Annotated in this window: 22 protein-coding genes; 11 read left to right on the top strand and 11 right to left on the bottom strand. The window is 54.0% G+C overall.

Features of this window, described 5'->3' with window-relative positions; all coding sequences use genetic code 11:
• The first annotated feature begins 70 nt into the window (after positions 1–70).
• The 5 genes from DBV39_RS10845 (at position 71) to pssA (ending at position 4962) form a co-directional block, all read left to right on the top strand.
• On the top strand, positions 71–1789 hold the full coding sequence (locus DBV39_RS10845; RefSeq protein ID WP_108621541.1) for an acetolactate synthase 3 catalytic subunit: 1719 nt from the start codon (positions 71–73) through the stop codon (positions 1787–1789).
• Between the two features lie 10 nt (positions 1790–1799).
• A complete protein-coding gene (gene ilvN, locus DBV39_RS10840; protein ID WP_108621540.1) occupies positions 1800–2291 on the top strand; it encodes an acetolactate synthase small subunit in 492 nt (163 codons plus the stop codon).
• 97 nt (positions 2292–2388) lie between these two features.
• Positions 2389–3405 carry a ketol-acid reductoisomerase gene (gene ilvC, locus DBV39_RS10835; RefSeq protein WP_108621539.1) on the top strand — a complete coding sequence of 339 codons (1017 nt, stop codon included), beginning with the start codon at positions 2389–2391 and terminating at the stop codon, positions 3403–3405.
• Positions 3406–3511: 106 nt separating this feature from the next.
• Positions 3512–4162 carry a phosphatidylserine decarboxylase gene (locus DBV39_RS10830; RefSeq protein ID WP_108621538.1) on the top strand — a complete coding sequence of 217 codons (651 nt, stop codon included), beginning with the start codon at positions 3512–3514 and terminating at the stop codon, positions 4160–4162.
• Positions 4163–4173: 11 nt separating this feature from the next.
• Positions 4174–4962, top strand: a complete 789-nt coding sequence (gene pssA / locus DBV39_RS10825; RefSeq protein ID WP_108621537.1) for a CDP-diacylglycerol--serine O-phosphatidyltransferase — start codon at positions 4174–4176, stop codon at positions 4960–4962.
• Positions 4963–5114: 152 nt separating this feature from the next.
• Here pssA and DBV39_RS10820 read toward each other — a convergent pair whose 3' ends face one another.
• A complete protein-coding gene (locus DBV39_RS10820; protein WP_227870589.1) occupies positions 5115–5564 on the bottom strand; it encodes a hypothetical protein in 450 nt (149 codons plus the stop codon).
• 26 nt (positions 5565–5590) lie between these two features.
• The gene (locus DBV39_RS10815) at positions 5591–6106 is read right to left on the bottom strand and encodes a hypothetical protein (RefSeq protein WP_108621536.1); all 516 of its coding nucleotides are present in this window, start codon (positions 6104–6106) and stop codon (positions 5591–5593) included.
• 322 nt (positions 6107–6428) lie between these two features.
• On the opposite strand from DBV39_RS10815, the gene rpsO reads away from it, so the two are divergent.
• Positions 6429–6698, top strand: coding sequence for a 30S ribosomal protein S15 (gene rpsO, locus DBV39_RS10810; RefSeq protein WP_108621535.1), 270 nt, complete (start codon positions 6429–6431; stop codon positions 6696–6698).
• A gap of 97 nt (positions 6699–6795) precedes the next feature.
• Entirely contained in the window at positions 6796–8934 is a 2139-nt protein-coding gene (gene pnp, locus DBV39_RS10805; protein WP_108621534.1) for a polyribonucleotide nucleotidyltransferase, read from the top strand.
• 189 nt (positions 8935–9123) lie between these two features.
• Here the strand turns inward: pnp and DBV39_RS10800 are convergent, their stop codons facing one another.
• Positions 9124–9669: a PIN domain-containing protein gene (locus tag DBV39_RS10800; RefSeq protein ID WP_265415995.1), complete on the bottom strand. Its 546-nt coding sequence runs from the start codon at positions 9667–9669 to the stop codon at positions 9124–9126.
• A gap of 13 nt (positions 9670–9682) precedes the next feature.
• Complete coding sequence (gene aceE / locus DBV39_RS10795) at positions 9683–12271, bottom strand: pyruvate dehydrogenase (acetyl-transferring), homodimeric type (protein WP_108621532.1); 2589 nt, start codon at positions 12269–12271, stop codon at positions 9683–9685.
• 130 nt (positions 12272–12401) lie between these two features.
• Between aceE and DBV39_RS10790 the strand changes: the two genes are divergently transcribed.
• The gene (locus DBV39_RS10790; protein ID WP_108621531.1) at positions 12402–12875 is read left to right on the top strand and encodes an Lrp/AsnC family transcriptional regulator; all 474 of its coding nucleotides are present in this window, start codon (positions 12402–12404) and stop codon (positions 12873–12875) included.
• Positions 12876–12880: 5 nt separating this feature from the next.
• Here the strand turns inward: DBV39_RS10790 and DBV39_RS10785 are convergent, their stop codons facing one another.
• The gene (locus tag DBV39_RS10785) at positions 12881–14023 is read right to left on the bottom strand and encodes a GGDEF domain-containing protein (RefSeq protein ID WP_108621530.1); all 1143 of its coding nucleotides are present in this window, start codon (positions 14021–14023) and stop codon (positions 12881–12883) included.
• A gap of 279 nt (positions 14024–14302) precedes the next feature.
• Here DBV39_RS10785 and DBV39_RS10780 point away from each other — a divergent pair, with 279 nt between their 5' ends.
• Both DBV39_RS10780 and DBV39_RS10775 read left to right on the top strand, forming a co-directional pair.
• On the top strand, positions 14303–15343 hold the full coding sequence (locus DBV39_RS10780) for an NAD(P)H-dependent flavin oxidoreductase (RefSeq protein WP_108621529.1): 1041 nt from the start codon (positions 14303–14305) through the stop codon (positions 15341–15343).
• Positions 15344–15553: 210 nt separating this feature from the next.
• Positions 15554–16594, top strand: coding sequence for an asparaginase (locus tag DBV39_RS10775; protein ID WP_108621528.1), 1041 nt, complete (start codon positions 15554–15556; stop codon positions 16592–16594).
• A 460-nt stretch (positions 16595–17054) separates the two neighbouring features.
• Here the strand turns inward: DBV39_RS10775 and DBV39_RS10765 are convergent, their stop codons facing one another.
• The 6 genes from DBV39_RS10765 to cydD all read right to left on the bottom strand — a co-directional run bounded on the left by DBV39_RS10765 (position 17055) and on the right by cydD (position 24286).
• Positions 17055–17381 (bottom strand): ArsR/SmtB family transcription factor, encoded by a 327-nt coding sequence (locus tag DBV39_RS10765; RefSeq protein ID WP_322348710.1) that lies wholly within the window; start codon positions 17379–17381, stop codon positions 17055–17057.
• A 385-nt stretch (positions 17382–17766) separates the two neighbouring features.
• On the bottom strand, positions 17767–17877 hold the full coding sequence (cydX, locus tag DBV39_RS10760; RefSeq protein WP_108621526.1) for a cytochrome bd-I oxidase subunit CydX: 111 nt from the start codon (positions 17875–17877) through the stop codon (positions 17767–17769).
• 16 nt (positions 17878–17893) lie between these two features.
• The gene (cydB, locus tag DBV39_RS10755) at positions 17894–19048 is read right to left on the bottom strand and encodes a cytochrome d ubiquinol oxidase subunit II (RefSeq protein WP_108621525.1); all 1155 of its coding nucleotides are present in this window, start codon (positions 19046–19048) and stop codon (positions 17894–17896) included.
• 4 nt (positions 19049–19052) lie between these two features.
• Positions 19053–20645: a cytochrome ubiquinol oxidase subunit I gene (locus DBV39_RS10750; RefSeq protein ID WP_108621524.1), complete on the bottom strand. Its 1593-nt coding sequence runs from the start codon at positions 20643–20645 to the stop codon at positions 19053–19055.
• A gap of 9 nt (positions 20646–20654) precedes the next feature.
• Positions 20655–22457 carry an amino acid ABC transporter ATP-binding/permease protein gene (locus DBV39_RS10745; RefSeq protein ID WP_159078905.1) on the bottom strand — a complete coding sequence of 601 codons (1803 nt, stop codon included), beginning with the start codon at positions 22455–22457 and terminating at the stop codon, positions 20655–20657.
• Complete coding sequence (gene cydD, locus DBV39_RS10740; protein ID WP_108621522.1) at positions 22451–24286, bottom strand: thiol reductant ABC exporter subunit CydD; 1836 nt, start codon at positions 24284–24286, stop codon at positions 22451–22453. Before cydD ends, DBV39_RS10745 begins: the two co-directional genes overlap by 7 nt.
• Positions 24287–25345: 1059 nt before the next feature.
• On the opposite strand from cydD, the gene DBV39_RS10730 reads away from it, so the two are divergent.
• Positions 25346–26257 (top strand): hypothetical protein, encoded by a 912-nt coding sequence (locus DBV39_RS10730; protein WP_108621520.1) that lies wholly within the window; start codon positions 25346–25348, stop codon positions 26255–26257.
• Positions 26258–26319: the final 62 nt, after the last annotated feature.

Raw genomic sequence — 26319 nt, 5'->3', positions numbered from 1 at the left:
CATGTGAACTAACCCTGACGGTCAGTCACATATCCGGAAAGGTGAAGCGGGTCATGAAAGGATTTACAACATGGAACTGACAGGCGCCGAAATCGTCGTGCGCTGTCTGGCTGAAGAAGGCGTTGATCACGTCTTTGGGTATCCAGGCGGAGCGGTGCTCTACATCTACGACGCAATTTTCAAACAAAAGAATTTCAAGCACATCCTCGTTCGACACGAGCAGGCTGCTGTTCATGCGGCTGATGCGTATTCGCGTTCGTCTGAGCGGGTTGGTGTGTGTCTGGTGACCAGCGGACCTGGCGTTACCAATGCGGTGACAGGCATTGCGACGGCCTATATGGATTCGATCCCGATGGTCATCATCAGTGGCCAGGTGCCAACTCACGCGATCGGGGAAGATGCTTTCCAGGAGTGCGATACGGTTGGCATCACTCGGCCCTGTGTCAAGCATAACTTCCTGGTCCGAAACGTCAAAGAGCTGGCTGATGTCATGCGCAAGGCCTTCTTTATTGCCAAGTCCGGAAGACCAGGTCCGGTTCTGGTTGATATTCCGAAAGATATTACCGTTGCCAGGACCAAGTACGCGCCACCAGCTTCAGATGTGGTGATGCGCTCCTATGCGCCGGTGGTCAAAGGACATCAAGGCCAGATCAAGAAAGCCGTGCAGATGTTGCTGCAGGCTGAGCGTCCGATGATTTACTCGGGCGGTGGCGTGATCTTGTCGAATGCATCGGAGCAGTTGCGTGCCTTGGTGCGACTACTGGGTGCGCCTTGTACCAATACGCTGATGGGACTCGGTGCCTATCCATCAACTGATCAGCAGTTTGTAGGTATGCCTGGCATGCATGGAACCTACGAGGCCAATATGGCCATGCAGCATTGCGATGTACTGCTTGCGATCGGGGCCAGGTTTGATGACCGGGTCATCGGCAACCCGAAACATTTTGCACAGCATCCTCGCAAGATCATCCACATTGACGTGGATCCTTCTTCGATTTCAAAGCGAGTCAAGGTCGATGTGCCGATCGTCGGGAACGTCAAGGACGTCCTGAATGAGATGATCGCTCAGATTGAGGCTGCGCCCAAGGACGCTGGTTTTGGCGCTGAAGGGATCAAGAAATGGTGGGATCAGATTGAGGTCTGGCGCTCGCGTCAGTGTCTGAAGTATGCTCCCTCGGATGAGCTGATCAAGCCTCAGTTTGTCGTAGAAAAACTCTGGGAAATCACCGAAGGACAGGCGTTCGTGACATCGGATGTTGGACAGCATCAGATGTGGGCTGCGCAGTATTACGGATTTGATGAGCCACGCCGCTGGATCAATTCCGGTGGACTCGGAACGATGGGTGTCGGTCTGCCGTACGCCATGGGTGTCCAGATGGCCAACCCGGATGCGACGGTTGCCTGCATTACTGGTGAAGGCTCTATCCAGATGAACATCCAGGAATTCTCGACCTGCCGTCAGTACGGTCTGACGCCGAAGATTCTTTGTCTGAATAACCGGTATCTTGGCATGGTTCGCCAATGGCAGCAGATTGACTACGGCTCACGTTATTCCGAGTCCTACATGGACGCATTGCCTGATTTTGTTGCACTGGCCGAGGCCTATGGCCACGTCGGGATGCGCATTGACAAGCCAGCGGATGTGGAAGGTGCGCTCAGAGAGGCTTTCGCCAGGAAAGATCGCCTGGTGTTCCTTGACTTCATCACTGATCAGTCCGAGAACGTCTGGCCGATGGTGAAGGCGGGTAAAGGTTTGACCGAGATGCTTCTCGGTTCCGAAGATCTGTAGGAGTGGCGCCATGAAACACATGATTTCTGTCCTCATGGAGAATGAACCTGGTGCGCTGTCGCGTGTAGTGGGTCTGTTTTCCGCCAGGGGATACAACATTGAAACGCTGAGCGTCGCGCCGACTGAGGATCCCACCCTGTCCAGGCTAACCCTCACGACGATTGGTTCAGATGCAATCATCGAGCAGATCACCAAGCACCTGAACAGGTTGATCGATGTGGTCAAGCTCGTGGACCTTTCCGATGGTCCGCACATTGAGCGCGAGCTCATGCTGATCAAGGTTCGTGCGGTCGGTAAAGAACGCGAGGAAATCAAGCGCCTGGCTGACATCTTCCGGGGTCATATTGTGGATGTCACCGACAAGACTTACACCGTCGAGCTCACTGGTGATCAGGAGAAAATGCAGGCGTTCATCAGTTCGCTGGATCGCACTTCAATCCTGGAAACCGTTCGTACGGGGTCTTGTGGTGTCGGACGCGGAGAACGAATCCTCAAATTGTGATGGCGGCTTTGCACGGCCAGCATGGCTACGCAAGTTGTTCGATACACGTATTTTGCAACCAATCCTGTAGCAAAACAAAAATTCGACTGGAGTTGATATGAAGGTTTTTTACGACAAAGATTGTGACCTTTCCCTGATCAAAGGCAAAACAGTTGCCATTATTGGTTACGGCTCGCAAGGCCACGCACACGCTTTGAACCTGCACGAGTCAGGTGTCAATGTTGTGGTGGGTCTGCGCAAGGGCGGTGCGTCATGGTCCAAGGCCGAAAACGCCGGACTCAAAGTGGCCGAAGTGGCCGAAGCCGCCAAGATGGCCGATCTGGTCATGATGCTTCTGCCTGACGAGAACATTGCCCAAGTCTATCGTGACAGCATCCACAGCAACATCAAATCGGGCGCTGCGCTGGCCTTCGCGCACGGTTTCAACGTGCATTACGGTCAAGTTGTGCCTCGCGAAGATGTGGACGTGATCATGGTTGCTCCCAAGGCGCCTGGCCACACCGTGCGTGGCACCTATTCCCAGGGAGGCGGGGTGCCGGCATTGGTGGCTGTGCATCAGGATAACTCCGGTGCTGCCCGTGATGTTGCGCTGTCGTACGCTTGCGCAATTGGTAGCGGCCGCGCTGGCATCATCGAAACCAACTTCCGTGAAGAGACCGAAACCGATCTGTTCGGTGAGCAGGCTGTCCTGTGCGGTGGTACCGTTGAGCTGATCAAGGCCGGCTTTGAAACGCTGGTGGAGGCTGGTTATGCACCTGAGATGGCTTACTTCGAATGCTTGCACGAGCTCAAGTTGATCGTGGATTTGATCTATGAAGGCGGCATTGCCAACATGAACTACTCGATCTCGAACAACGCCGAGTATGGTGAGTACGTGACAGGACCACGCATTGTGACCGACGAGACTCGAGAAGCGATGCGTCAGGCCCTGCGCGACATCCAGACTGGCGAATATGCCAAGAGCTTTATCCTGGAAAATCAGGCTGGTGCACCGACGCTGACATCGCGTCGTCGTATCAATGCAGAGTCACAGATCGAACAGGTCGGTGGCAAACTGCGTGCGATGATGCCCTGGATTGCAGCCAACAAGCTGGTAGACAAGAGCAAGAACTGATCAGATTTGAATCAGATTTGATGGTTTAGTCTACTAAACTGTCTTCAAACGCCCTTCGGGGCGTTTTTTTTCGGTTAACCTTCGGCTTGTTAACCAGTGACCTAATATGAATAAACCGCATTATCCGCATCCCATTATCGCGCGAGAGGGCTGGCCGTTTCTGGCTATTGCAATCGTGATCGCGCTGGCCGTGACCTACTTGTCACCAGGTATCTCAATCATCTTCTGGATCATTGCGCTTTTTGTGCTGCAGTTTTTCAGAGATCCGCCACGTGAAGGCAGTAGTGAGCCAAGAGCCGTCTTGAGTCCGGCCGACGGTCGAATTGTCATGATCGCCGAAGTGGACGATCCATATGCCGAACGCAAGGCACTCAAGATCAGTGTTTTCATGAACGTGTTCAATGTTCACAGTAACCGCAGCCCGGTTGATGGTACTGTGAGGAAAGTAACTTACTTCCCAGGCAAGTTTTTCAACGCTGCTCTGGACAAGGCGTCGCTGGAGAATGAGCGCAATGCAATGGTGATTCACACGCCGGACGGGCATGTAGTCACTGCTGTGCAGGTGGCTGGTTTGGTAGCCAAGCGTATTCTTTGCTACGCTAAAGAGGATCAGACTCTGGCACGTGGTGAGCGATACGGTTTTATACGTTTCGGATCTCGCGTCGATGTCTATCTGCCGATTGGATCGCGACCTCGTGTAGCCATCGGCGACAAAGTCAGCGCGACCAGTACTGTACTGGCGCAATTGCCAAACTGAAGTCAAGGAATATGCCAGAATCCCAGTCTTCGCACGAACAGACCGATCTCGAGAAACGGCGTCGCGCAATCTACCTGTTGCCCAATGCATTCACGACAGCTGCCCTGTTTGCAGGTTTTTTTGCCGTCGTCAAAGCAATGAGTGGCCAGTTCGAGCTGGCGGCGATTGCTATTTTCTGCGCGCTGGTACTTGATGGAATGGATGGTCGGGTTGCTCGCCTGACCAACACCCAGTCAGCATTCGGTGAGCAATATGATTCGCTATCGGACATGACCTCATTTGGCGTTGCACCGGCTTTGGTCGCGTATCAGTTCGCCATGAATGATCTGGGACGATGGGGCTGGCTTGCTGCTTTTGTCTATGTTGCCGGGGCTGCATTGCGACTGGCCCGTTTCAATACCAATATCGGGGTTATCGACAAGCGATTCTTTCAAGGTTTGCCCAGTCCTGCTGCAGCCGCGCTGGTGGCTGGCTTCGTCTGGTTGGTCCAGGACAATCGCCTCGCAGTCGACGAGTCAAGTCTGGCCTGGATCACGTTTGCCATTACGATATACGCCGGTGTGACTATGGTCAGCAATGCGCCGTTTTATAGTGGTAAAACGTTTGCACTGGGAAAAAGTGTGCCTTTCTGGGCCATGTTGGTGTTTGTTGCCATTTTTGTGTTTATCACCAGTAATCCACCTATCGTCCTGTTTGGGCTGTTCGTTGTCTACGGACTGTCCGGGTGGGTAGTGTGGCTCTGGAAAGTCAGGCGTGCGCGAAGTCTGAGCTGGGGCCGAAAGTCCGATCCGGAAGGTTGAGTCATAGGCTGCCAGGAACAACGTTGAAAGAAAAAGGCCTGACGAGTCAGGCCTTTTTCTTTCAACGTTGTTCGATCAGAGTCGAGGGAACGGGTTGTCCTGTTCGAACATCGGGTCAGGTCCTGCGTTGTACTTGAGCACACGGTCTGCGTTCAGGGGAAGTAGATATACATTAGCGAGTACCAGACCCCATTCTGCCGATAGCGATAAGACCAGACCTTGGTTCGGACAGCTGGTAATCCGACTTCATCAATGATGGCTGGCGGGCCGAATGCACAACGTACGTCTTCGGCTGTCCAGATGCCGCGCTGGAGTCGATTGAAGGACTCGTCGGTGAGGACCTGAACCATTTCACCCGTGTCACCTTCCGGCGAAATATCGGTTGCCCAGGCGAAATGGCCGTACGGTTGCTGAGACCAGATGGCGCGCGTTCCACCTGACGGCAATGGGCATGTCAATGTGGGCTTGCCGAACTGGGACTCCACCTCGGTGAACGAACTCCCGGGCGGGACGTTCTTGACTTGTGCACAACCGGCCAGGATCAAGCCAAGCATACTGGCTATCACGGCTTTTCCGGCTCGACCGGTTTTCTTATCCTTCATGTGCGACATTTTGGGTTTGCTCCGGTTTACTGGCTACCGGCCAACAGATTCATTTCTGGATCAGGGCCAATTGAATAGTTGACCACCTGATTGGTGGCCCGGTCAAAGGAAATGAAGAGCATCATGAACTCATTGTCTGCACCACCCATGAATCGATACTCCCAGACGATGCGTCCGGGGCTGTCAGGGAAGGACTGAATCTGCGCTGGCGGACCATAGGCGCAACGGACCTTTGCTGCATCCCAGCTGCCCTCGTTGAGTTGATCGAACATGTTGGGCGCCATGACCTGCTCAAATGAGCTGATGCGGCGGTCACTTCCGACGGTTGTTGCCCAAACCTGTTCGCCCAGTGGCTCTTGAGACCAGATCATTCGTGTGCGCCCGTCAGGCAGTGGGCAGGACACTGCCGGATTGCCAAACTCTTTGACTACCTCGTCATAGCTGGTGCCAGCAGGAACTTCGGAGATGGATGCACAACCGCTCATGATCAGTGCGCCCGCAATCGCTGTGAGTGAGTATCTCGAGAGGTGAAAGAATTTCATGATTTTGCCTACAAGAAAGATGTTGAGCCTGTTTGGGGCGTGAAGATTGATCCGGACAGGGCGCTAACTCCTGAGGGGACTCTGAGTGTATAATTTACGCCTCAAGCCGGTGTTGATCAAACACAAATGCAGCTTTCCCGTGATCATCACGGGTCAGTTTGCGGTAAATCATCCCTTTCTGTCAGTCCGCTTTGGCTTAACTGCGTTCTGATGGGGATGTTGCCGAGTGTCGGATTGCCCGGTGTCTGTTGACCCCTTGGCGGTCTTTTAACCATCACGCTGTTCCTCCTCAGGTTCAGCGCCAGTTTATAGAGGAATTAACATGTCCGTTGCTGACATCAAGAAAGCCGATATCGTTTCACAATTTCAGCGGGCTGCTGGGGACACAGGTTCTCCAGAAGTTCAGGTTGCTCTGTTGACAGCACGCATCAATGAATTGACAGGGCATTTCAAGGCTCACAAGAAAGACCATCACTCACGTCGCGGTCTGCTGCGTATGGTGAGCCGTCGTCGCAAGCTGCTCGATTATCTGAAAGGCCGTAATCCAGACGCCTATCGTGATCTGATCGTGAAGCTTGGCCTGCGCAAGTGATCCAGATTTCAGGGTCATCAAACGCATGAGCGAGCCGTGGTTCTAGCGACAGTAGTCGCAGGAGCCACGGTTTTTAATTTGTAAGGAATCAATTGCAATGTTCAATAAAGTGACACAAACGTTTCAGTATGGTCAGCACACGGTCACGCTGGAAACGGGTGAGATCGCCCGACAGGCATCGGGTGCCGTGGTTGTCTCAGTGGAAGATACTGTGATTCTGGCGACTGTGGTCGGTGCCAAACAGGCCAGATCAGGCCAGGATTTCTTCCCGCTGACTGTTGATTATGTCGAGAAGACATACGCTGCCGGACGGATTCCCGGTGGCTTTTTCAAGCGTGAAGGACGTCTGTCCGAGAAAGAGACATTGACGTCTCGTCTGATCGATCGTCCGTTGCGTCCTCTGTTTCCTGAGGGTTTCTACAACGAAGTTCAGGTCATCATCCATGTTCTGTCGGTCAATCCAGAGATTGAGCCCGACATCCCTGCGATGATCGGCGCATCGGCTGCGTTGGCGATTTCAGGTATTCCTTTCAATGGCCCGATCGGCGCTGCCCGCGTGGGTTATGCAGATGGCCAGTACATTCTGAACCCGACTGCTACCCAGCTCAAGACCTCACAGATGGATCTGGTCGTGGCTGGTACAGAAGCTGCCGTGCTGATGGTAGAGTCCGAAGCCAAGCAACTCTCCGAAGAGCTCATGCTCGGCGGTGTGGTGTTTGGTCATGAGGCCATGCAGGCTGCGATTGGTGCCATCAATGAGCTCGTCCGTCAGGCTGGCAAGCCCGAGTGGGACTGGAAGCCTGCCGCCAAGAATGAAGCGTTAATCGCTGAAGTGACAGCTGCTGGCGAAGCAGGTCTGAAAGAGGCTTATCAGATCCGTCAAAAGCAGGAGCGGACAACTCGTCTGCGTGAAGTCTACGCTTCGGTCAAAGATGCGCTGGCATCTCAGGCTGCCGCCCGTGATGAAGCGGCGCCAGATGCCGTTGCCATCGAAAACATTCTGTTTGATCTCGAGTCCCGGATTGTGCGTCAGCAGATCCTGAGTGGCGAGCCACGTATTGATGGGCGTGACACACGTACAGTGCGTCCGATAGAGATTCGCCTAGGCGTTCTTCCTCGTGCCCACGGTAGTGCGCTCTTTACACGGGGTGAAACCCAGGCATTGGTTGTTGCCACACTTGGTACCAAGCAGGACGAGCAGATCATTGATTCGATCACGGGCGAGTACCGTGACCGTTTCTTGATGCACTACAACATGCCGCCATTCGCGACAGGTGAGGCAGGCCGCTTTGGTGCGCCAAAGCGTCGCGAGATTGGCCACGGCCGACTGGCCAAGCGTGCGCTCATGCCATTGCTGCCGGAGCATTCAAACTTCCAATACACTATTCGTCTCGTATCCGAGATCACTGAATCCAACGGTTCTTCATCGATGGCGTCAGTTTGTGGTGGCGCACTCGCGATGATGGACGCAGGTGTTCCGCTGCAGGATCATGTTGCTGGTGTCGCAATGGGCCTGATTCTGGACGACGGCAAGTTTGCCGTACTGACAGATATTCTGGGTGATGAGGACCATCTGGGCGATATGGACTTCAAGGTTGCTGGTACCGAAAAGGGTATCACCGCCTTGCAGATGGATATCAAGATTCAGGGTATCACCAAGGAAATCATGCAGGTTGCACTGGCTCAGGCCCGTGAAGGTCGTCTGCACATCCTCGGCAAGATGCGTGATTCGATTGATGGTTCACGCACTGAGCTTTCCGAGTTCGCGCCGCGCATGCTGACCATGAAGATCAACCCCGAGAAAATCCGTGATGTCATCGGCAAGGGTGGCGCGACGATTCGTGGTCTGACCGAGGAAACCGGTGCGCAGATTGATATCTCTGAAGACGGTACTATCGTTATTTCGAGCGCTGATCTGGATCGCGCCCGTGAAGCGGAGCGTCGTATCACTGAACTGACAGCGGATGTGGAAGTGGGTCAGGTCTATGAAGGCAGTGTTCTGCGTCTGCTGGACTTCGGTGCCATCGTTCAGGTTTTGCCCGGTCGTGATGGATTACTGCACATTTCCGAGATTGCCAACTATCGCATCGCGAACATCAATGATGTCTTGAAGGTTGGTCAGATGGTTCGTGTCAAAGTCATCGAAGCTGACGACAAGGGCCGTCTGCGCTTGTCGGTCAAGGCAATCGGCGGGATCGAAGAGCAACATCCGGAGCTCGCCAAAAAGCCTGAGTAACGACCACGGATTGCAGGCCAGGTCTGCGCCTGCAATCCGCAGTAGTGAAGTCACTGCTCAGAGCGACTTGCAAGAGTCCTTTCCTGTTCGGGATCGGGCTCTTTTTTATTTTTTGGTGCTCGGGGATTCCGCAGAAGCCGATCCTGGCTTGCGATCATCAGGGCGTGTTTGCACAGGCTGAGTGATCTGTTACTTGCTCTGAGCCAGACGACTGAGCCTATACAGCCTTTCCCGCTTTAAAAATGCCTGTAATGGCTCCGGTTGCCGTCTACCTTGATGAATCAACTCGTCAACTGTTTCCTGCAGGCGGTGCGCGAGATGTGCCTGATTTCTTTGCCACCATTGAGACAGCAATTTATCAGGGTCCAGCACACCAATGCCAAGCCGTTTGAGTTCGGTTTTCTGGAAATCCTTCAGGTTCCAGGTAAGAATGCTGACCTCAGGATGGACTGTCCGACCCAGGCATGCTGTGTGAATGACGTGCCAGTCCTTGGCGTCGCTATAGCGAAGTGGAGGAGGCTTCCAGTCCGGTCGAGTATTCGCCGGGCTGGAAAGGTTTGCGTGTGGGTGCGCAGTTTCCATGTCCAGCCAGGCTTGATCCAGCTTCTCAGGATCGACTGGCCAGATGCGGACGGCGTTACGCTTCCACTCATTTGAGATCTTGTCTGACCAGAGCGGTGTAAACCACCCGTCTCTTGCCAGTGACAGTAACAAGGGGCGTAGAACCCCTGACATCAACACACAGGCGTCAAGAACCAGTGCGGGCCGCACAGGCAATGTGTTCAGCACTGATGCCGAAATAGTCGCGCAAGGCGACACGGGTGTCACTACGTCCAAAGTCATCTGTTCCAAGTGTTACGAAGCGGCGATGCCCCGGCATATGCTGTCTGATCGACTCCGGGAGCGTACGCACATAATCACACGCAGCCACGATGGGGCCATTCCCATTCTCAACCAGCGAACGGGTCCAGCCATTCTGGTCTCGAGCAAGTTCGCTCCAGCTAGTCACACTGATCACGTCAACCGAGTAGCCTTCAGATGCCAGCAAGTCAGCTGCACTGAGCGCCTCGTTCAGGATTGCTCCAGATGCCATGAGGGTGATGGGGTCTTTTCCGGATTGGCCATTGAGTGAACGAAACCTGTACCCGCCCCGAATAACACCCTCTCGCTGTGTCTGATCAACGCTAGGCTGGGCGTAATTTTCGTTCATCATCGTGACGTAGTAGAACACATCCTGCTGTTGCTCCATCATCTCTTTCATGCCGTGATCGATGATGATCGCAAGCTCACCAGCGAAGGCAGGGTCGTATGCCTTGCAGTTCGGGATGGTACTGGCGATCAGGTGACTGGTGCCATCCTGGTGCTGAAGGCCTTCACCGCCGAGGGTCGAACGTCCGGCTGTTGCACCAATGAGAAATCCTCGGGTGCGCTGATCGGCAGCTGCCCAGATCTGGTCGCCCACCCGTTGAAATCCGAACATGGAGTAATAAATGTAGAAAGGCAGCATCGCAAATCCGTGAACACTGTAGCTGGTTGCGGCCGCAGTCCAGCTCGCGAGTGCCCCCGCTTCCGAAATGCCCTCCTCAAGAATCTGGCCATCGTGCGCTTCTCGATAACTCAGAACTGAGCCGATGTCTTCTGGCGCATATCGCTGACCCACACTTGAGTAGATTCCGACCTGCTTGAACAGGTTGGCCATGCCGAAGGTTCTCGCCTCGTCCGCAACGATGGGCACGATGCGAGGACCGAGAGTGGAATCCTTGAGCAGGTTGCCAAGCATCCTCACGAATGCCATGGTGGTGCTCATTTCCTTGCCCTCTGCCTCGAGAGAAAACTTTGCGTATTTTTCAATGGAGGGGCACATCACGGGAACGCAGACCGATTCGCGAGCTGGAAGGTAACCCCCCAGGGCCTTTCTTTTAGCGTGGAGATACTGCATTTCTGGGCTGCTGTCTGCCGGTTTGTAGAAAGCCAGCGACTTTGCCTGCTCATCGGTAAACGGCAGATTGAAGTGGTTGCGAAAGGAAATCAGAGCGTCATGGTCGAGCTTTTTCTGACTGTGTGTCGTCATGCGACCTTGACCCGCTGTTCCCATACCAAAACCTTTTTTGGTCTGTGCAAGGATGACAGTGGGCTGGCCTTTGTGTGAGGCTGCCCGAGAGAACGCTGCATGGATCTTGACGAGATCGTGGCCGCCGCGGCGCAGTCGGTCGATTTGCTCGTCTGTCATGCCCTGCGCAAGACGGCGCAGGGCATCATTCTGCCCAAAAAAGTGTTCTCGATTGTACTGACCATCCTTTGCAGCGAAGGTTTGCATCTGACCATCCACTGTGTGAGCAAATGCCTTGACCAGTGCTCCTTCGGTGTCTCTGGCAAACAGTCCGTCCCAGTCACTTCCCCATACCAGTTTGATTACGTTCCAGCCAGCGCCCTTGAACAGCCTTTCCAGTTCATCAATAATCCGGCCGTTGCCACGAACCGGACCATCAAGCCTTTGCAGATTGCAGTTCACGATCCAGACGAGATTGTCCAGGTTCTCACGGGCGGCCAGCGTCAATGCGCTCATCGACTCTGGTTCGTCCATTTCTCCATCACCAAACATACCCCAGACTTTTCTGTCTTTGCAGTCGAGCAGGTTCCGGTCAGTGAGGTAACGCATGAAGCGTGCGTGATAGATCGAGCTGATTGGACCAATTCCCATGGATCCAGTCGGGAACTGCCAGAAATCTGGCATCAACATCGGGTGTGGGTAACTCGACAACCCCTTGGCTCCCGCCTCCTTTGCAGTGATCTCACGCCGGAAATGCTCCAGGTCTTGTTCGGTAAGTCGCCCTTCAAGAAATGCACGGGCGTAAACGCCTGGTGCGCTGTGTGGCTGCAGGAAAACCAGATCACCTCTATGCTGGCCTTCTTCAAGCCCTTCGCGGGCATGAAAAAAATGATTGAATCCGGTTTCGAAGAGATCCGCGCCACTGGTGTAGCTGGCAATGTGCCCGCCGAGCTCACCGTAGGCGTTGTTTGCCCGCACCACCATGGCCAGTGCATTCCAGCGCATGATGGATGCCAGGCGTTCTTCGATGGCGAGATCGCCCGGGAATGGCACCTGCTCGTCAACATGAATCGTGTTGACGTAGGGCGTGATCAGCTCGGGTTGCCATCCGACATGGTGTGCCTGAGCAACGCGCGTGAGTTCGTCCAGAATCTGGCGTGCGCGTTGTGAGCCAGAGTGCTGCAACACTGACACGAACGCCTCCCGCCATTCCTGAGTTTCTTGCGGGTCGTGATCTTCCTGCTCAAGAAACAGAGCACTCATGCGGGGGTCAATTGGAGCATTCATGGCACACTCGAAATCAGTTTGAACAATCTGTCATTCTAGGATCTGTCAGACAGAATTTGATTGTTTTCTTGTGACCTTATTGGATTGTTTGAAGCATATAATGCTGAGAAAATATCAGGATTCGAAATAAATGGAACTTGATGCTATTGATCTTAGAATTTTGAGAGAATTGCAAGCTGACGGTGGACTGACCAATGTCGAACTGGCCCGCAGGGTCCATCTAAGCCCCTCGCCTTGTTTGGCCAGGGTCAGGGCTCTCGAGGCGAGTGGCGTCATAGACAGGTACGTGGCGATTGCCAACCCCAAGGCGCTCGGACTGGATTTGAACGTTTTTATCAGCATTAGCCTAAAAAGTCAGAGCAAAGAGGCACTTGCGGACTTCGAGAAACGAATTGGCGAGCATGACCAGGTTATGGAGTGCTACTTGATGACCGGCGACAGCGACTATTTGATCAGAGTGGCCGTTACCAATATCGCCGCTCTGGAGCGTTTCATCCTTGAGCAGCTCACACCGATCCCCGGTATTGAAAAAATCCGCTCGGCGTTCGCGCTCAAGCGTGTCCGGTACAAGACCGCATTGCCTCTGCCAGGCGACTCACGCTGAGAGGCTCAGGCAAGTGCGAGCTGGTTCTTGCCTGAGCACTTTGCCTTGTAGAGAGCCTGGTCTGCCCGATGCAGCAGACTCTCTGGCGTTTCCCCATGACTCCGTATCGCGGAAATGCCAATGCTGCCACCGCACTCAGGGGGGAGTACCTCCTGGATTCCCACGAGAACTCGCTGAGCGGTCAACTTTGCAGCATCAATATCCGTATCGGTAAGTAGGACAGCAAACTCGTCTCCACCAAACCTGGCAACAAAATCTGTACTGCGAACACAGGATTGAATCTGCTCGACAACGCTCCGGAGTACCTGGTCGCCATGCAGGTGTCCTTGCCGGTCATTGATTGCCTTGAAGTTGTCGAGGTCGATCATCAACAGACTTAGTGGGTGGCTATAGCGTACCGAACGTGGGATCTCACGTCTGAGTTCCTGGAAAAGTGATGCCTTGTTCAGTGCGCCGGTCAGATCGTCATGGCGAATCATCTGGTTGAGTCGATGGACCAGTTTATCTGACCCCATGAGTATGAATGCAAGTGTCGCGAGAGGGATCAGAACGCTTGGTAGTACCAGCAAAATGAGTTGATATGAAGATGCGTCAAACAATGACTCTGATGTCTGGACGCCGATGAACGCGGCAATCAACTTGATTGCACGAACGACCAGCAGGGCAATGATTGATGTGCCCAGGATCTTCACGCCCACTCCCTGGTGACGATACCGGTATAGCACGCTGATCATGTCAACCAGTACGATCGAGCCCCCCAGCATGTAAACGACGTTACGCCCATCTAAACTCGGATAGATCCACGTGAATGTAACAGCGCAACCGATGAAGGTAGCGATAAACAATAGTAGTGTGAGTGGCGAGTACGGGCCTGGCTCGTCAAAGAAGCGCCGTACCCCGTGATTGGCAATCATGATTGCAATGAGGACCAGCGACTGAGCGATGACCACGCTGAGCATAACGCCAACGGTACTTCTGGCGATAAACGCAATGATGATTGTTGCCGAGGTCAAAAGCAGGCCGGCACCCCATTCAGACATACCGCGGACGTAGTTGTTGTGGTCGCGAGCAAGAAACACCATGAGCAACCCCATTGAACCGATTGTCAGTGCAGAAAACAGCAAGACAACTTGTGGGGCGGTCAGCATGGTGAGTTAGGGAGCTCAGTCCCGCAAAGGAGGCGTCTGCTGTGGTGGAGGATGGCGACTCTCTGTTGGCTGCCCGGGAAAATTCTATACACCGGATTTGATGGATGTGATCCGGATTGTATACGCGCGACACGTGCGGATATCATTTACGAGTTCTGATTGACGATGTTTCAGGGCGACACAATGACAGGCGCCTACCATGGGTCTAGAGTGTGAGGAGCAGGTTACATTAGGTTGCTCAGGGATAAAACTAAAACTAAAGCTAACAGTGAGGGTGTTATGGCATCTGCTTTGAAGTCGTTGCTGGGAATGGAGCTGCCGATCATTCAGGCACCCATGGCGGGCGTTCAGGATAGCGCTTTGTCCCTGGCAGTATCGAACGTGGGAGGAATGGGGACGCTGCCATGCGCAATGCTGGATGCGCGGCAGTGTGAAGAGCAGCTAAAGGAGTTGAGTGCTGGAACGGATCGACCTTATGGTGTGAACTTTTTTGCGCATAAGGCAAGTGATCCTGATTCTGAGCAGGTGCGAATCTGGCGCGATCAGTTTGATGCATATTATCGCGAGTTCGAACTCGAAGCGCCGCAGCTACCGGTTAGTGCATCGCGCAAGCCATTCGACGCTGGCATGGCAACCTTGATCGAGCAGTTCAAGCCACCGGTCGTCAGCTTTCATTTTGGGCTCCCGCCAGTATCCTTGTTGGATAGGGTTCGTAAAACCGGCGCGAAGATCTTGTCGAGCGCCACGACGCTTGAAGAAGCCATCTGGCTTGAGCGCCAGGGGGTTGATGGGATCATTGCGCAGGGATACGAAGCTGGCGGTCATAGAGGTATGTTTCTCACCGATGATTTGAACACGCAGATCGGTACACTGGCACTCGTATCGCAAATTGTGAAGTCGGTGCGCGTGCCAGTGATCGCTGCCGGGGGAATCGCAGATGCAGCAGGTGTACGTGCCGTTCTGGCGCTTGGTGCCGTTGCTGCACAGATCGGGACGACCTATCTGCTGTGTCCGGAGTCGCGAGCTAGCACTGTTCATCGAAAGGCGCTGGCTGAGGCGAGTGAACGCAATACGGCGATCACCAATGTATTTACAGGTCGTCCAGCGCGCGGACTGGTCAATCGAATCATTCGAGAGCAAGGGCCCATGAGTATGACGGCACCGTCGTTTCCGCATGCAACGTTCGCGTCGGCTGGCTTGCGTAGCCGGGCGGAGTCGAATGGTCGTGAGGACTTTTCTCCGTTGTGGTCCGGCCAGAATGCAACAGGTTGCAAGGAAATTGCGGCGGCAGATCTCACCAGAGAGCTTGCAGGGCTGTGAATGTGACTGTCTGCTTCGCTGTCAAAACCTGTTCATTCCGCCCTTTCGCATAATGAGTCGAGCCAGACGAACAGTGGGGAGAATGTGCATCAAGCCTGATGACCGATTCGAGTCGTGTCAACAAGGTTGTTCGGTAGGGGCGTTGGAAGTGGCACGAAGTTTGCTTGCTTTTCATTCAGATGATTGCGAGTAAAAGGAAACAGGAAACGAATGATGAGTTCAGTCGAAAACAAACCTGTGGTTCATGTGCTGACCATGGGGGGAACAATTGCCGGTGTGGCAGAGTCTGCTGTGAGTGCGAGTTATCAGGCTGGTGCACGACCTGGCGCGGATCTGCTGGCATCGATTCCTGGCCTCGAAAACCTGGCAGATGTGCACGTCCAGGACGTTGTTGCCAAGGATAGCTCGGATCTGGAACTTTTCGACTGGACGCAACTATTGCACGCAGTCGAAAAAGCAGTGCAGAGAGAGCAAGTGGCGGGCGTCGTGATTACGCACGGTACTGATACGATGGAAGAGACTGCCTTCTTTCTGAGTCTACTGCTCAGGTCTGACAAGCCGGTCATCCTGGTGGGGGCTATGCGTCCGGCCACAGCACTCAGTGCTGACGGACCGCTGAATCTTTACAACGCGATTGCTGTGGCAGTCGATCCGGCATCCAGATGCCGCGGTGTCCAGATCGTCATGAATGACCGGATCATGCCTGCCCGTCGTGTCACCAAGGGGCATACAACCGCGGTGGAATCTTTTGCGATGCCTGGTCATGGTGGGTTCGGGGCGGGCGACGGAACCGTCACCATGGGTCTGGTCAAGTATTTTGAGACCCCCTGCACTCAGGGATTGCCTGAGGATATTCAATTGACTTGGCCATCCAGTGAGGGGACGGTCACGTATCCTCGCGTCGACATTCTGTATCAGCATGTCGGCATGATGGTTCCGGAAATTGAACAGTTTTTGGGTGGCGGTCCGAACCTTCTGCGAGGTCTGGTTATTGCCGGGACCGGGGCAGGCAACGTGGCTGCCTGTCTGAAGCCTTTGATTGATGGTTTGCGAGCTAAGGATGTCGTTATTGTTCGATCCACGCGAGTCTGGGCCGGAGGTGTCATCGATGACTATCAGCGTCTGGACTCTGAGTGGGGACTGGTTGGCGCGGGAGAATTGAGCGCTCACAAGGCTAGAACGCTACTGATGCTTTTGCTACGACAGGGATATGGTCTGGATGACGTCAGGCGATGCTTTAAGCGCTTCTAGTGGATCTGGGGCGAGTTCTGCTTTTCTCGTGTGCGGGAGTGTATCGCTGCTACCGGAGTTCACCCGTCAACCTGCGTGTTGCTTCAGGCAGGGCAGGGTACGTTGAAAGAGCCAGGGCGGGTAATGGAAACAGGTTTCATGTCCCTTCTCCGATGACCGGTTTGGGGGGTGATTTTCCAGAGATATCCAGTATTTGAAGCAATGATGAGAAACCCGTCTTCCAGCCAAGCATCTACAGCACCTGGGACCGAGAACTTGCGTCGGATGCTGGTGCCTGACTTGACCAGATGAACCGTCTCTTTCTCTGGACAGATTTCTTCAATCAACCATGATGTGTTCATGCCCGAATTGTATTCGTTTTGCTGTTTGTTCATACAGTAAAAGTACGAAAGCGGGCTGTTTTCGGCCTGAATCTGACGAACTTTGTTGTGAACTTGCAACAAAGTGTTACATCAAAGGTTTAGGGACAGTACATCTCCTTCAGTACTTCAATGATGCGTTCCACTTTGCTGTCTCCAATCCTGTAGAAAATCATTTGTGAAACACGGCGGGTATTGACCAAGCCTTCTTCGCGCATCTTTGCGAGATGCTGGGACAGGGCTGACTGACTCAAGGGAACGTGATCAAGCAGTTGACTGACTGATAACTCCTGGTGTTCGAGCAGAAGACAGAGTACGTGAAGACGCTGTTCATTTCCGAGCATTCTGAGAAAAAGCGCGGCCTGTTCTGCTGCCTGCGCCATGGAGTGGGCTGGCGACGTCACAGAATCTGATGGCGCAGTCGACATGGTTAAAAAGTCCTTGCAATGGGTAAATGGGTGGACAAGTGAATGAACTTCATGGGTCAATGGTGGAACCGTAGCGGATTACGCGGTCTTGAAATGCATTTGCCAGGCAGAAATCGGACCATGTATCCGAGTTATAAAAGGCGCAAATGAGAATGATGTCAGATTACGGTCATTTTTGCAGGCTTTTCATTTTGCAGGGGTCGGATTTGTCCTGTGAGCGGACATCGATTTCTGCGCGTCAGACTCAACCTGCCATGGATTCACGCCGGGAATAACGCCTGGAAAATGAGGGAGTACTAATAGATAAGGCTCCGTGAGGAGCCTTATCTATTAGTGATTTTGATCAACCGGGTCGTTAACCGTTTGCGCCATTGAGCTGCAACGATCAAGACTGCGATTTGCCGATGTCGTCCTCTTTCAGTTCAAACCACATTGCGTTCAGTACCGCAAAAGTTGCGGCAACCCCCAAGCCAAGGATCCAGGCGAAGTACCACATGTTGTTCTCCTTTGAATCAGTATGAGTGAGTGTGACTATTGGTGATGTCACGTTCGGTGACTTTGCCCCACAAGACTCGGTATACCCAGGTCGTGTAGGCCAAAATGATGGGTATGAAGATGACGGTCACGACCAGCATGATGAAAAGTGTCAGATGACTGGAGGATGCATCCCAGACCGCAAGGCTTGCTTCCGGATTGACCGAGGAGGGCAGGATGATCGGGAACATCGATGCCCCCACACTGCTGATGATTCCAGTAATCGACAACGCGCTTGCGGTAAATGCGAGGGCAGGACGATTGGCAACCAGTGCAAAGCAAGCCAGTACTGACGCACCGAGCCCCAGGGCAGGCGCAACAATTGTCCAAGGATGGCTTATATAATTGTCAAACCATGCCCCGCTGGCCAGGTCGACTGACTTGCCCAAGGGGTTGGATGGTCCGGTCACGTCAATCGCGCTGGTGATTCGGTAGCCATCAACGAAACCCCACAAGACGTATCCAGCCAGTGTAAACAGGGCAAGTGTCAGCAAAGATGCAGCGATTCCGGTCATACGGGCTCGACCAGCAATCGGATCCTCGGTCTTGATCATCAGCCAGGACGCGCCATGCATGACCAACATGCTGACGCTCACCAGTCCGCATAACATGGCGAATGGCGAGAGCAGCTCAAAGAATGTACCCTCGTAAAAGATGCGTAGATCCTGGTCCAGGCGGAAAGGCACTCCGAGTAGCACATTGCCGATTGCAACACCGAAGATCAGACCTGGAACAAGTCCCCCGATGAAGAGTGCAATATCCCAGTTCCGACGCCAGGCCGGATCATCGCGTTTGCTTCGATACTTGAAGCCGACAGGCCTGAGGATCAAGGCAAACAGGATGGCAAACATAGCCAGATAGAATCCCGAGAACGAGACAGCGTACAGTTGTGGCCACGCGGCAAAAATCGCACCCCCAGCAAGAATGAGCCAGACCTGGTTTCCTTCCCACACCGGTCCGACTGTATTGATGATGATGCGACGTTCGATGTCCTTCTTTCCAATAAATGGCAGCATCATTGCAGTGCCCAGGTCAAATCCGTCGGTAAGTGCAAAACCAATCAACAACACACCGAGCAGGGCCCACCAGATGACCCTGAGAACGTCATAATCAATGAGTGTATGAAGAACCATGATGTTATTGCTCCGATGGAATGAGACGTTGTGACAGACGGGGGGTTGTCAGGGGCGCTTCGGGCGAATCATCTGGTTCCGGACCCTTGCGAATGGCTCTCAGCATTAGCTTCATCTCGATGATGAGAAGAATCGTGTAGATCGCCACAAACCCGGCAATTGTGCCAAGAACTGTCCGGATGCCCAGATTGGAAACGGCGGCGGCAGTGGGCAGAACACCTTCTATGATCCAGGGCTGACGGCCAAACTCCGCGACGAACCATCCCATTTCTGAGGCGAGAAACGGCAGCGGAATCGAGAAGACGGCTATTTTCAATAACCATGGATGGTTTTCGTATCGCCTTCTGGCCGAGAGGATGAAGAAAGTTGCCATCAGCAGTATGAAGAGGAACCCTAGGCCGACCATGATCCGGAAAGCCCAGAAAAGCGGTGCGACCATGGGTACAGTGTCCCAGGCGGCCTGCTGAATCTGCTCTTGCGTCGCAATGCGGGGGTCGTCCACATAGCGCTTGAGGAGCAGCGCGTATCCCAGGTTGTTGCCATGTTCCTCGAATCGGGCCCTGTCCTCCTGGACAATGGCTGAATCCGATCCAGCCTGGCGGATGCCTTGCAAGGCATCGAAAGCGATGATGCCGCTGTGGATACGGTCTTGAGCGTTTTCCACTAGCTGGTCGATTCCAGGAATCTCCTCATCGAGTGAGCGTGTTCCGATCAGACCCATGACCCAGGGGATGTGAATGGCGTAATGGGTTTCGCGCGCTTCTTGGTCAGGCCAGCCGACAACCGTGAAGCTTGCAGGCGCAGGCTCGGTTTCCCACATGCCCTCTATTGCTGCGAGTTTCATTTTCTGATGCTCAGATGACAGGTAACCGCTTTCGTCACCAAGCACGACTACAGATAGCGCAGCTGCAAGGCCAAATGACGAAGCAATGGCGATTGATCGTTTGGCAATATCAGTGTGCTGTCCCTTAAGCAGATACCAGGCCGATACGCCGAGCACGAAGATTGCTGCGGTGACGTATCCGGCAGATACGGTGTGGACAAACTTGGCCTGAGCAACCGGATTGAGCAGTACCTGTGCAAAATCCGTGACTTCCATGCGCATGGTTTCAGGGTTGAATGCAGATCCGACCGGATACTGCATCCAGCCGTTGGCAATCAGGATCCACAGCGCTGACAGGTTGGATCCCAGCGCGACTGCCCAGGTTGCTGCCAGGTGTCCAACTTTTGATAATTTGTCCCATCCGAAGAAAAACAGGCCGACGAAGGTGGCCTCAAGGAAGAAGGCCATCAGGCCTTCGATGGCTAGTGGTGCACCGAAGATGTCTCCGACGTAGTGGCTGTAGTAACTCCAGTTCATGCCGAACTGGAACTCCATCACGATTCCAGTGGCCACGCCAAGCACAAAGTTGATTCCGAACAGGGTGCCCCAGAACTTTGTCATCTGACGCCAGATCAGTCGTCCGGTCATGACGTAGACCGTTTCCATGATGGCAATGATGATCGACAGACCAATCGTCAGTGGAACAAACAGAAAGTGATACATCGCGGTCAGGGCGAACTGTATTCGGGATAGGGAAACAATATCGAGTTCCATAGGGCGCTCTCAGTCAGGTCTTAAAGTGGAAAGAAGGTGTTGAAACCGCGGGGATGCACGCTCTGCACTGGCAGTGATCTGGCCGTGCCGGATCTCGATGATCCGGTCCGCATGCCGGGCCTCACGATGTAGATGGGTTGCTACGACGATGGTCTGTCCCGACGCGCTTTTGAAAAGTCGATCCAGAATGTCGTTGGCAAGCGGACCGTCTAGCCCTTCGGTTGGCTCGTCAAGCAGCCATGTGGATCGGTTCAGCAGCAGTAGCCTGGCCAGTGCGAGGCGACGTTTCTGTCCGGCCGAAAGTCCAAGTCCCGTTTCACCGAGCATCGTGTTGAGCCCGTCAGGCTGTTGACGGATATCTTGGGCGAGTCCAGCTGCTCTGAGCGCACACCAAAGACTCTCATCGGTTGCTTGCGGTGCTGCAATGCGAAGATTCTCGGCAACGGTATCGTTAAAGAGTTGAGGAAGCTGGCGTAATAAAGTGCACGTATGGCAGGCGGCAGTACCTGAGCTCGGGGACAACTCACCGGCCAGAAGCTCAAGCAGGCTGGATTTGCCACTTCCACTTGGGCCAGTGATTGCAACTTTCTCACCGCTGCGAATCGTCAGGTTCAAATTCTTGAGGGTCGGATGTGTGCTGCCCTCGTATTGATGTGACAGGTTGTCGCACAAGATGGCGATGTTTTGTGCAGTGGGCTTGGCAGCGATACTAGACCGGGTGTTACAAGCAACAGGACTCTCGTATCCGGTGAGTTCAGACGTGGCCACAGATTTTTGATCGAGTGCAGAACGTCCAGCCACATCCGGCTCCGCAGGCGCTACCGCTGCAGCCAGACGCTTGACCGCAATGGCCGTACGGGCTGACTCAGACAACGCTCTCCGGAGCGAGACGAGCGGTTCATTGACGGCCAGACTGGCCAGTACGGCCAGTACACCCCACGGCAGGCCAAAGTCTCCTCGCCCGATTCCTGCGACAACAAGTAGCAGGGTGGCAGCAGTCAGCAGCGCAGTGCTCAGGGACTGCCAGATCGCGTAAAGGGAATCTATCTGTGCGAGCTTGATCTCCTGCGCCTCGATACGTCTGGCCGTTCTCGCCAGTGAGCGTTGCTGGTGTTCGAAACGTTGGGTCATGATCAATTCCGTCTGACCACTGATGAAATCGATCGCCTGGGATCGGTGACGTTCGATTAGGACTGTCTTCAACAGGGAAGGTCTGAGACCTTTCCTTACCTGTCCAGAACAGAGTGCCGCGCTGGTTGCAATGATCCAGACGGCGGATGCGACTCCGGCCAGGATATTCAGGTTTGCAATTAGGAAGGATGTCAGCAGAGTGGATGTCGCTGCAACAAAAGCGGGAACAGCGATGCGCAGATAGATACCATCAAGGGCGTCGACATCTGTACTGAGTCGAAACAGCAGCTTTGCAGGGTGGGTTGCGAGCGATCGGGCCAGACGCGGCGTTGACCATGCTTTGAACAGACGCGCACGTAGCTCTGCCAGTGCGGCCAGTGTGGCATCGTGTGTGAACAGGCGCTCACCGTATCGTGATGCGGTACGTGCCAGAGCCAGTAAGCGAATGCTTGCGGAGGGCACAAAGACATTGAAAGCAAGCGCCGTCGTGGTTGTCAGGCCCGCAATCGCGGTTGCCGTGATAAACCAGCCAGATATCGCGAGAAGCGTAATGGCGAGCAATGAAGTGCATGCTGCAAGTAGGGCGCCTGTCAATGCCGGCTTGCGATGCTGTCCATTGAGCAGAATACGCAGCAGCTCTATTGATTGACGAGTACGATGCCGCATGAGGGCGTTCAGCATGGGCTTGCCTCCTCCTCCAGGCGTATCCTGTGATGATTGTTCCGTAATCGGATCTCTGTGATTGCGTGTGCCCGGAGGCGGACGGTACGGTCCGCCCGGGCACATAGCATCGGATCGTGTGTGACCACGATCATTGTTTTTCCGTGCGCCGCGTTGAACAGGTGTTCACTTACGTTCCTCGCTGTGCCTGCATCAAGATGGGCTGTTGGCTCATCAACCAGCAACAGGCTGGCATGCTGGTCTGCGAGCGCACGGGCAATTGACAGGCGAACCAGTTCGCCTCCAGACATTCCGGCACCGCCTTCCGCAAGATCTGCTCTGCTGCGGTCAAGCGTGAAAGATTGCAAGTCGGCATGTGCGACAGCGTGATCGAGCTCCTCAGGACTGAGCCGGCGACCAAGCGTGATATTTCGGGTGGCAGATCCCTTGAAAATGTGTGGCTTTTGACCGATCCATGCCATTTTGGTCCGCAGACTGTGTGCATTCGCATCCGACATGCTGACAGTCCCGATCTTGATCTCGCCAGAATCCGGTTTGATTAATCCGGCAATCAGGCCGAGTAGTGTGGATTTACCTCCTCCGCTAGGCGCCATGATCGCGATGTGTTCACCAGGCATGACTTTCAGGTTCAAACCATCAAAAACGTGAGACCCTGCGCCAGGATGTGATGTTATCTGGGTGTGAGCAGGTGAATTCGGGTGCCTGTAGCTCAACGTCACGTCGCGTAATTCGACAGACGGCGCGACAGACAGTTGTTGAAGTTCGTGTGTCGTTTGTTCCACATTTGCCGAGTCGCGGTCGATCTCCTGATCCTCTTTACGACTGAACTCGCCGACCCCGTGCAGTGGTGATCGACACAGCGATTCAAGTTGCGCGATGGCCGCTTGTCCGCTTGCGCGGTCATGCCAAGCTGCCGCCAGCTCACGCAATGGTTCATAGAAGGCAGGCGACAGCAGCAAGACGAACAATGCCTGTGTCAGGGACATCTTCTGCCCCCATGCGCCAAATGGCAGATCTCCGAGCAGATGAAATCCGACATATACCGCGACTAGCGCCACGCCAAGCGCCGAGAAGAGTTCTAGCACCGCAGAAGACAAGAATGCCACCTTGAGGACAGCCATGATCCTGCGCTGCAGATTGCGCGCACGCTCAAGTACGGTGGCAGATGTTGCCTCGACTGCGCCGAGTGACCGGATGGTCTGCATTCCGCGTAACCGGTCGAGCATGTACGCGTTCATATCGTAGAGTTCAACAAGTTGAGCCTGGCTGATTGAACGCGCCTTCAAGCCGACAAGGACCATGAATAGCGGAATCATGGGAGCACTGAGTAGCAGAATCAATGCTGCCACCCAGGAAATTGGGGTTATGGCAATCAGGATTGCAATAGGGACCCACAGGGATTTTGTGCGGGCAGGTAGAAATCTTGCGCGGTAGGGCAGAATGTTGCCAGCCTGTTCGGTGACAGTGCTGGCAAATCCGCCTGCAGCCGGGCGATTTCTGTCAAATGGTGATAACTGACCGATTTCCCGGACTGCATTGATGCGGGCTGCAGTGACGGACCTGGCGGCCTGCCGGATTGTGCGAAGAATGATGCCGTTCTCGAGGACAGATCGCACCACGCTTAATGCCAGGAAGCCACTAATCAACAGAATCGCATCCGTATGTGACAGAGTTTCCTCGGCCAGGCCTCCGGCGACAAGCGCAAGACACGCAGCCTGACCGATCCAGATCGACGGACCCACAATATGCAAGAGTGACCCTGCCTTGCCGTCTTCAATTGTTACGGCCTGGCGAGATCTACGAGGCTTCGCACGCTTCAAAGTGGTCATGTCGATGGTGTGAAATAGAGTTTCGGAGCTGAGCCATTAACCTACATAATTATGTAATTTAATATTTAATAAAAAAACATAATAAATAATTATAGTGTTTTCTGTTTTGAGGAAAATCAATCAAATTGCTGAGTGAGATGGTTTTTGCACCAGAATGGTGCGTTTTCTTGTGTCTGTCGTTAACTAGTGGTGCGCAGGCGTGGCGTCGTGACCTCTGAAAGGATTCGATTCCCCAAGATCTGTGGGCGAGATCTCTACCCCGCTTGACCTGCGTGACAAAGGATCTGCTCTCTGGTGAGAATTGTTCAGGAAAGTCACCTTCACTGTCCTATAATCTGACTCGAGCAGACGTGTGACAGTCAGATGCATTTAAAGGTTGCGTAACGTTGCTTCTTCCATCTCCCACGTACTCGAAAGATCGGCAGTGCACTCTTTGCTGACAGCCCGTTTTGTGGACAGGCGTTTTACCTTCCTGGGTTTTTGCTTTTTAGGTCCTTCATTTTTTCCGATCTCGACTTTGTGCTGTTCACGTCGCTCGGTCGGAAGCATTCTTCATGTGAATTTGTTGTGTGACTTTATGTCCAGCGAATGGCACTTCTACGCAGAGTGATTGGAATTCAAACGGATGCAATTCTCGGACATCATGTCTTTTCTGATTGACAGGCTCTTTTTTATGACAGTTTCGCTTGCCCGGCTTTCTTTGGCCGTGTGGCCTGTCTGATCCGCGTATCACACATATCCGCACGGCAATCCATTTTCTCAACGCCGCCATAGACCCGCAGGGTAGAGGCTTGGCACGACTGTCACGCACACTCGCCAATCCCGTTTGCCACTAAAAGAAACCTTGATGGCAGGGGACAGATGCGTCAGGCCAGCACAGGCGGGACACAAGCCAGACAGAGTGCTCCGTATCCGGCGTGAGCACAAAATCGTCTGAACGAAAGTATCAGTCAAGACGGAATTTGCGCGAGACTGCCATAGTGGTGATTGTGGTGGAGAGTCGGCAGCAGATGCAACAACGAGCCGATGCGCAGGTCAGCACACAGGAAGGGCATTTACATGGAACTCGATATCAACAAGAAGTTTGTCAAAGCCAAACGGCCATGTGCTGACGGCTTTCGCTGGTTCATCAAGCATTATTCGCAAGGCGGTGACTACCAGGAACTGCTTGACGCGCTAGTGGCAGATGGCCGATTCGGTGATGCGTGCTGGTTGCTCGACCAGTTCGGTCCGACGCACGCCGTGCGTGTTGTGGATCAGCTTGATGCCGAGGCAATGGTTTTTGCGGGAACGCTCAAGGTGTTGGGAGATGTTTCGGTAGACCAGTTGTTACGTGTCGGAGGCCAGTTGCATGTGGAGGCAGGTGCGCGTATCGGTCATCATGCCCCACAAGGTACGCAGGCCGGATTGTTCGTCGGGGATCAGGTCAGAATCGGTGGCGGCCTTCATGTACGAGGCGAGATACGGGTGGCGGGAGATTTGAGGGTTGGATGGGGAGTTCTTGCCGAAGGTCCGGTGACTTGCACGGGTGACCTCCTCGCCGGGTGGGAACTTGAATGTACAGATCGCCTTGAGGTTCACGGGAATCTCAAGCCTGGCCAGTCCCTGGTCGTTCAGGACGATCTGGTCTGCGGCAGGTCGATCCAGGCGCAGGGGTCGATTGATGTGGATGGGCAGATGGAGGTGCGCAATGGCCTGATTGCGGATGGCGACATTCGATGTGGACTCCATCTTGAGGCAGGCTGGGGAGTGCGTGCACAGGGTAATATTGAGGTGCAGGGTAGCCTACGTGCGGGCGAAGGGGTATGTGCTGGCGGGCGAATCCAGACAGGTGAGGGTTACGGGATTTATGCTGGGCTATCCGTGCATGGGGAGAGCTGGGAAACAGCAGCTCAGGTTTCTGCACTTGAGCGACCAGAGCGGTTGAGGAGCGGGTACTGGGTCGGAGAAGATCTGTCGCATGACAATTGAGAACCAGATATAAAGCGAGTGATACGGAGGACATTCCTGAGATGGCCACCGGGATGTTCGAT

It is taken from the genome of Orrella marina (assembly GCF_003058465.1).
Classification (GTDB): Bacteria; Pseudomonadota; Gammaproteobacteria; order Burkholderiales; family Burkholderiaceae_B; genus Algicoccus; species Algicoccus marinus.
Note: the sequence above shows the minus strand (reverse complement) of the source record. Positions and strands in the feature narration are given on the sequence as shown.